The sequence below is a fragment of the Nostocoides australiense Ben110 genome (assembly GCF_001050535.1).
GTDB classification, from domain to species: Bacteria; Actinomycetota; Actinomycetes; order Actinomycetales; family Dermatophilaceae; genus Nostocoides_A; species Nostocoides_A australiense.
On sequence record NZ_HG764815.1, the window covers coordinates 3,384,324 to 3,390,451 of the forward strand.

Annotated in this window: 9 protein-coding genes; 5 read left to right on the forward strand and 4 right to left on the reverse strand. The window is 69.9% G+C overall.

The genetic code is table 11. The annotated features are described in order from the left end of the window. Positions 1–60 precede the first annotated feature (60 nt). The 3 genes from BN11_RS16440 to phoU all read right to left on the reverse strand — a co-directional run bounded on the left by BN11_RS16440 (position 61) and on the right by phoU (position 1,505). Positions 61–255: a hypothetical protein gene (locus BN11_RS16440; protein ID WP_048699437.1), complete on the reverse strand. Its 195-nt coding sequence runs from the start codon at positions 253–255 to the stop codon at positions 61–63. Continuing rightward, a complete protein-coding gene (locus tag BN11_RS16445) occupies positions 252–623 on the reverse strand; it encodes a SigE family RNA polymerase sigma factor (RefSeq protein ID WP_053084151.1) in 372 nt (123 codons plus the stop codon). The genes BN11_RS16440 and BN11_RS16445 overlap by 4 nt, the downstream gene beginning before the upstream one ends. A 180-nt stretch (positions 624–803) precedes the next feature. Then, entirely contained in the window at positions 804–1,505 is a 702-nt protein-coding gene (gene phoU / locus BN11_RS16450; protein WP_048699438.1) for a phosphate signaling complex protein PhoU, read from the reverse strand. Between the two features lie 164 nt (positions 1,506–1,669). Between phoU and BN11_RS16455 the strand changes: the two genes are divergently transcribed. Beyond that, positions 1,670–2,827, forward strand: coding sequence for a sensor histidine kinase (locus BN11_RS16455; protein ID WP_048699439.1), 1,158 nt, complete (start codon positions 1,670–1,672; stop codon positions 2,825–2,827). After that, positions 2,824–3,510: a response regulator transcription factor gene (locus BN11_RS16460; protein WP_048699440.1), complete on the forward strand. Its 687-nt coding sequence runs from the start codon at positions 2,824–2,826 to the stop codon at positions 3,508–3,510. The genes BN11_RS16455 and BN11_RS16460 overlap by 4 nt, the downstream gene beginning before the upstream one ends. Positions 3,511–3,585: 75 nt before the next feature. Here the strand turns inward: BN11_RS16460 and BN11_RS16465 are convergent, their stop codons facing one another. Continuing rightward, positions 3,586–4,065 (reverse strand): hypothetical protein, encoded by a 480-nt coding sequence (locus BN11_RS16465; RefSeq protein WP_157044232.1) that lies wholly within the window; start codon positions 4,063–4,065, stop codon positions 3,586–3,588. 180 nt (positions 4,066–4,245) lie between these two features. On the opposite strand from BN11_RS16465, the gene BN11_RS16470 reads away from it, so the two are divergent. From BN11_RS16470 to BN11_RS16480, 3 genes are all read left to right on the forward strand, one after another. Continuing rightward, a complete protein-coding gene (locus tag BN11_RS16470) occupies positions 4,246–4,728 on the forward strand; it encodes a CarD family transcriptional regulator (RefSeq protein WP_048699442.1) in 483 nt (160 codons plus the stop codon). Positions 4,729–4,748: 20 nt separating this feature from the next. After that, positions 4,749–5,999: a 2-C-methyl-D-erythritol 4-phosphate cytidylyltransferase gene (gene ispD, locus BN11_RS24130; RefSeq protein ID WP_162213267.1), complete on the forward strand. Its 1,251-nt coding sequence runs from the start codon at positions 4,749–4,751 to the stop codon at positions 5,997–5,999. Continuing rightward, positions 5,996–6,128, forward strand: a 133-nt coding sequence (locus tag BN11_RS16480; RefSeq protein WP_048699443.1) for a 2-C-methyl-D-erythritol 2,4-cyclodiphosphate synthase, incomplete at its 3' end; no start/stop codon positions are given. The genes ispD and BN11_RS16480, both read left to right, overlap by 4 nt.

Here is a 6,128-nt window from a genome sequence, read left to right on the forward strand (position 1 = left end):
ACCCCCGACGACAACCCCCGATGACAGCCCACGGGGAAGTGGCGCTCTGCCCGGAAGCGGTCAGGGGTGCAGGTCGAAGGGGTCCGCGGCATCGGGGGCGGTCTTGGCGGAGTAGTCCGCGAGGGTGTTGCCGTTCGCGTCTGAACTCACCAGGCGCAAGGAGGAGACCTCGGCGTCCGCTCGGGCGTCGATGACGACGAGGCCGTCGGCCGTGACGTCCACGATGCCGTGCAGATCGCCCATCGACCATGTCACGGTCTTGGCGTCGAGTGCGACCGCAGGGATCTTCGTGGCGGCCCCGCCTGACTCGCCCTGCAGTCCGGTGCCGCGGGGTCGGCATGCACCTGAGCCGCGGATTCGCCCGCCGGCGTGCTGAGGGAGACCTCGGCATACCGCATGCGGCGCCACCACGAGGCGGACTCGTTGGCGAGCACCGCCCGGGCGTATACCGTGGCGTTGCCGGGTCCGATGATGCGCCACTTTCGGTGCACGATGACCAGCGTCTGTTGCACCAGATCCTCGGCACGGCCCTGATCGCCGGTGAGCAGGATCGCGGTGCGCAGCAACGTCTGCCAGCGCGCCTCGACGAACTCACGGAACTGCGCCTCGTGGTGCTGATCCATCGCGGCCTCCTCCCGGTGAGATCTTCATCTACGAGAGGTGCCGGGGCCGGCAGCAGGTTGACACGCCGTCGGACTTTCTCCACATCCGGGAAGGAGAAAACAACGTGGCCCCGGCCGGATCTCTCCGACCGGGCCTCTGTCCCCCGTTTCCCCTCCAACCCCGTCGCCGGGGTGGCTCGGTTACGGCTGCTGCGCCGCGCCGACGATGGCCGCGTCCTCGTCCTCTTGACGGTCGGTGGCCGTGTCGTACTCACCCGTCACGAGGAAGGTCACCCGCCGGGCAACCGAGACGGCGTGGTCGGCGAACCGCTCGTAATAGCGGCCGAGCAGCGTCAGGTCGACGGCGACCGGGGTGCTGTGCTCCCATGCCGGGTCCGCCAACAGGCTGAACAACTGCCGGTGCAATTCGTCCATCGCGTCGTCGTCGCGCTCGAGGCTGGCGGCCTCCTTGAGGTCGTGCGAGGCGATGACCGAGCCGGCCTTGGCGACGATACGTTCGGCGACCTGGCTCATCTGCATGATGATGGCGCGGGCTTGAGCGGGCACGGCGGACTCGGGATAGCGCAGCCGGGCCACCTTGGCCACGTGCCGGGCCAGATCGCCCATCCGCTCCAGGTCGGAGCTCATCCGCATGGCCGTGACGACCTGACGCAACTCGGTCGCCACCGGCGCCTGCCGCGCCAGCAGATCGATCGCGAGGGTGTCGAGGTCCTCGCGGGCCTGGTCGATCTCCTGGTCGGCGGAGATGACCGTCTCAGCGATCTGCACGTCGGCGTCGAGCAGCGCCCTGCTGGCTCGCGACATGGCGGAGCCGGCGAGACGCGTCATCTCCACCAGCTGCTCGCTGATGCGGTCAAGATCCTCGTGGTATGCGGTGCGCATCGGTGTCCTTTGGCGTCGACGAGCGGACGGCCAGCGCCCGCGATGAGCATCTGATCAGGCACCGGTGAACGTATTCCGTCTCCCAGGTGAACGGCGGGAGCCGAATCGGCGATCCTTGTCCGCGGTCCCGAACAGGTCCGACTAGCACCGTACGCTTGGGTGCCGTGGACCCGACGAACGCTGCCCTGCTCGGCGGCCTCGCCGGGGTGGTCATCGGATCCATGTCCGTTTTCGCCGTCCGGGCCTCCGAGAAATCCGAGGTCCGGATGACGCAGGTGCCGGTCGCGCCGCGCATCCCTCCCGGAGCCTCCGCCGTGCTCGCGGTGCTCCGCTCGAGTGCGCTGGTCCTCGACACGGCCGAGCGCGTCGTCAACACCAGCCCGAGCGCGGTGGCGATGGGGCTGGTCGATGAGGACCGCCTGGTCCAGCCCCAGCTGCTGGAGCTGGTGCGCCAGGTGCATCGCGACGGGGAGATCCGCGAGACCGAGCTGTCGATCGGGGCGGGGCGCGGGCGGCCGCCCGCGTGGCTGCACGTGCGGGCGGCGCCCCTGATGGATGCGCACGTTCTGCTGCTCGTCGACGACCGCACTTCGGCCCACCGCGTCGAAGAGGTGCGCCGGGACTTCGTCGTGAACGTCTCGCACGAACTGAAGACACCCGTGGGCGGGCTGTCGCTGCTGGCCGAGGCCATCGCGGACGCCAAGGACGATCCGGAGGCCGTCGAACGCTTCGCGTCCCGGATGCAGCTGGAGTCGGCGCGGCTGGGCAAGCTCATCAAAGAGATCGTCGACCTCTCCCGTCTGCAGGCCAGCGACGCCCTGCAAGAGCCCAAACGCGTCCGGCTGGCCGAGGTGATCCGGGAGGCCGTGGACCTCAGCCTGGTCGAGGCCGACGCGAAGCAGATCCGCATCGTCCAGCGGGCCGACCCGGCGGCGATCGCCTACGGCGACCATGGTCTCCTCGTGACGGCCGTGCGCAACCTCATCGGCAATGCCATCGCCTACTCGCCGGAACAGACCGAGGTGGGCGTCGGCGCCCAGGTGAGCGCCGAAGGGGTGACCATCACCGTCGCCGACCGGGGCCTCGGCATACCGGTAGCGGAACAGGAACGCATCTTCGAACGCTTCTATCGCGTCGACTCCGCCCGCTCCCGCAGCACCGGCGGGACGGGCCTGGGGCTCGCTATCGTCAAGCACATCTGCGCCAACCATGGTGGTTCGGTGACGGTCTGGAGTCGCGAGGGTGAAGGATCGACCTTCACCATCCGGCTGCCGCACCCGCCGGCCTCCGCCTCCACCCCCGCTGAAGGGAGCGCCGCGTGACCCCCGCCCGGATCCTCGTCGTCGAGGACGAGCCGTCCTATTCGGAACCGCTGACCTATCTGTTGCGCAAGGAGGGCTACCAGGTCCAGGTCGCCGAGACCGGCACGGAGGGGCTGGCCGCCTTCGACCGTACGGGCGCGGACCTGGTCCTCCTCGACGTCATGTTGCCCGGGATGAGCGGCATCGACGTCTGCCGCAACCTGCGCGCCAAGTCCAACGTCCCGGTCATCATGCTGACGGCCAAGGACAGCGAGATCGACAAGGTCGTCGGCCTCGAGCTCGGCGCCGACGACTATGTCACCAAGCCCTACAGCTCACGCGAGCTGCTCGCGCGCATCAAGGCGGTGCTGCGGCGGGGCGCCGAACCGGAGGAGCTCCTGCCCAGCACGGTCAGCGCCGGCCCGGTGTCGATCGACGTCGAACGCCACGTGGTCTCCATCCGCGGCGACCGGATCTCGCTGCCGCTCAAGGAGTTCGAGCTGTTGGAGTTCTTGGTGCGCAACAACGGCCGGGTGCTGACGCGAGGCCAGTTGATCGACCGGATCTGGGGCAGCGACTATGTCGGCGACACCAAGACTCTCGATGTCCACATCAAGCGGCTCCGCAAGAAGGTGGAGTTCACGCCGAAGGAGCCGGTGCACATCCTGACCGTGCGCGGCCTCGGCTACAAATTCGAGGCCTGACCAGGCAAGCCGTCGAACGATGCGAGCTCGGGCTCCCGGCACAGACGAGCGGCCCGAGCGCCAGGGAGGCCTGCCCTACGAGGTTTTGTAGTCGGCGTACCAGCCGGTGGCCGGCAGGACCGGCACGGACACGGGTGAGTTGCCCGCGGCCGGCGTGGAGACCGTCAACGCGGTCATCGAACCCGGCTCGTCCTTGACCGGCAGCGACACCTTGGCGCTGTCGCCGGTCGACATGTCGAGGGTGGTGTAGGCCGGGACATCCACCTTGGCGCTGCCGCCGTCGGCGGTCGCGAACGTCACGCTGACCGGCTCGGCACCCGGGTTGCCGATGGCACCGCTCAGGACCCCGCTGGCGGCCCCGCGGTCGCGGACGACGACCAGGTTGCGGACCTGGACATCGCCGGCGTCGACGGAAACCCCGTCGGCGGCGTCATACATCTCGTCGGTCTGGCGGGGGGAGATCAACTGGCACCCGCCGAGCAGACCCGTGCCGGCGACGACGGCCACGGTGGCGAGCATGGCGCGCCCGCGGCGCGAGGTGGAGGGTGAGTTCACGCGAACCAGCGTAGCGGTGCCGCCGGTGCCTCGGCGCGGCGGGCGGCACAATTGCCTCACGACCTCGCCGGACACGTCTGATGGCACCGCTTCGCCGACCAATGCCCTCCAGTGTGACGAGCCAGACACGCCGACGGAACCCCGTGTTATTCTTGAGGTCGCGAAAGGGGCCAAATACATATGGTTTTCAAGGTCGGCGAGACGGTCGTGTACCCCCACCACGGGGCCGCACTCATCGAAGAGATCAAGACCCGGGTCATCAAGGGCGAGGAGAAGCTCTACCTCAAGCTCAAGGTCGCGCAAGGCGATCTGACCATCGAGGTGCCGGCCGAGAACTGTGATCTCGTCGGCGTTCGCGATGTGGTCGGCCAGGAGGGCCTCGACCGGGTGTTCGAGGTGCTGCGGGCCCCCTACACCGAGGAGCCGACCAACTGGTCGCGCCGCTACAAGGCCAACCTCGAGAAGCTCGCCTCGGGCGATGTCATCAAGGTCGCCGAGGTCGTGCGCGACCTGTGGCGCCGCGACAAGGAGCGGGGCCTGTCCGCCGGCGAGAAGCGCATGCTCGCCAAGGCCCGCCAGATCCTGGTCTCCGAACTCGCGCTGGCCGAGAAGACCGACGAGGTCGAGGCCGAGTCGATTCTCGACGGCGTGCTCGCCTCCTGATTCCTCCCGCACCATCCAACGTGTCCGACGCCGGCACCGCTCCCCGCGGTGTCGGCGTCGTCGTCGTTGCGGCCGGCTCCGGCACCCGGCTGGGCGCGGGGATCCCCAAGGCGTTCGTCAACGTCGGCGGCCGGCGCATCGTCGACTGGGCGGTCGATGGTGCCCGGGCCGTCCCGGGAGTCGTCCACGTCGTCGTCGTCGTCCCCCCGGCCCACGTCGAGATGCCGATTCCGCCCCGTCGAGATGTCGATGTCGAGCCCGATCCGGAGCTGACCGAGGCGCTGTATGCCGGTGCGGCGGCCGATCGGGTGCCGGTCACCGTCGTCGCCGGGGGAGCCGAGCGCTCGGACTCCGTCCGCGCGGGCCTGGCCGCGCTCGGCACCGATATCGACATCGTCCTCGTCCACGACGCCGCCCGCTGCTTCACCCCCGCCGCGGTCTATGAGCGGGTCATCGCGGCCGTCGTCGCAGGGGATCGCGCCGTCGTCCCCGGCCTGGCGGTGGTCGACACGATGAAAGTGGTCGGTCCGGACGGGCTGGTCGTCTACACCCCCGACCGGTCGCGGGTGCGGGCCATCCAGACCCCGCAGGGGTTCGCGCGGGTGGCGCTGGAGCAGGCACACGCCAGCGGTGTGCACGCCAGCGACGATGCGATGCTCGCCGAGGAATGCGGCATACCGGTGCGCGTCGTCGACGGCGACCCGCTCGCCTTCAAGGTGACCACCCCCGCCGATCTTGACCAGGCCCACAAGCTGCTGGCCTCGGCCCCGACGCTGTGGGTGATCGGCGGCCTGCCGGGGACCGGCAAGACGACGGCCGGCCGGGTGCTCGCTGCCGAGGAGGGGGCGACGCACCTGCGCGTGGACTCGATCGAGGTCGCCCTACTCGGTGCGGGGGTCGACGAAGTGACGAGCGAGGGCTACGCGGCGCTGTATGCCGTGGCTCGCGACCAGTTGCGCCTCGGTGGGTCGGTGGTCGCCGACCTCGTCAATCCCATCCCGCTGACCCGCGAGGCCCTGCGGGCGGTCGCCCGCGATGCCGGCGCGAGTATCCGGGAGATTCAGCTCGTCTGCTCCGACGCCGCCGAGCATCGCCGCCGGGTCGAGAACCGCGCAGCCGACATCCCCGGGCACCGATTGCCCACCTGGGCCGACGTCGAGGCGCGGCAGTTCGAGGCGTGGCCGGAGTCGGTCACGATCGACACGGCGGGCCTGGACGTGGAAGCGATCGTGCGCCAGATCCGCGGTCGCGTGCCGGAGGGGCGCGGATGACCGGCATACCGCGCGTCGGGATCGGGGTGGACGTGCACGCGTTCGCGCCCGAGGGCAGCGACCGTCCGCTGTGGGTGGCCGGGCTGCACTGGCCGGGGGAGCTCGGCCTCGACGGCCACTCCGACGCCG

What these genes read in the sequence shown, in the direction of transcription:
- BN11_RS16445 (WP_053084151.1), bottom strand. Translation starts at nt 623, where the DNA reads ATGGATCAGCACCACGAGGCGCAGTTCCGTGAGTTCGTCGAGGCGCGC.
- phoU (WP_048699438.1), bottom strand. Translation starts at nt 1,505, where the DNA reads ATGCGCACCGCATACCACGAGGATCTTGACCGCATCAGCGAGCAGCTG.
- BN11_RS16470 (WP_048699442.1), top strand. Translation starts at nt 4,246, where the DNA reads ATGGTTTTCAAGGTCGGCGAGACGGTCGTGTACCCCCACCACGGGGCC.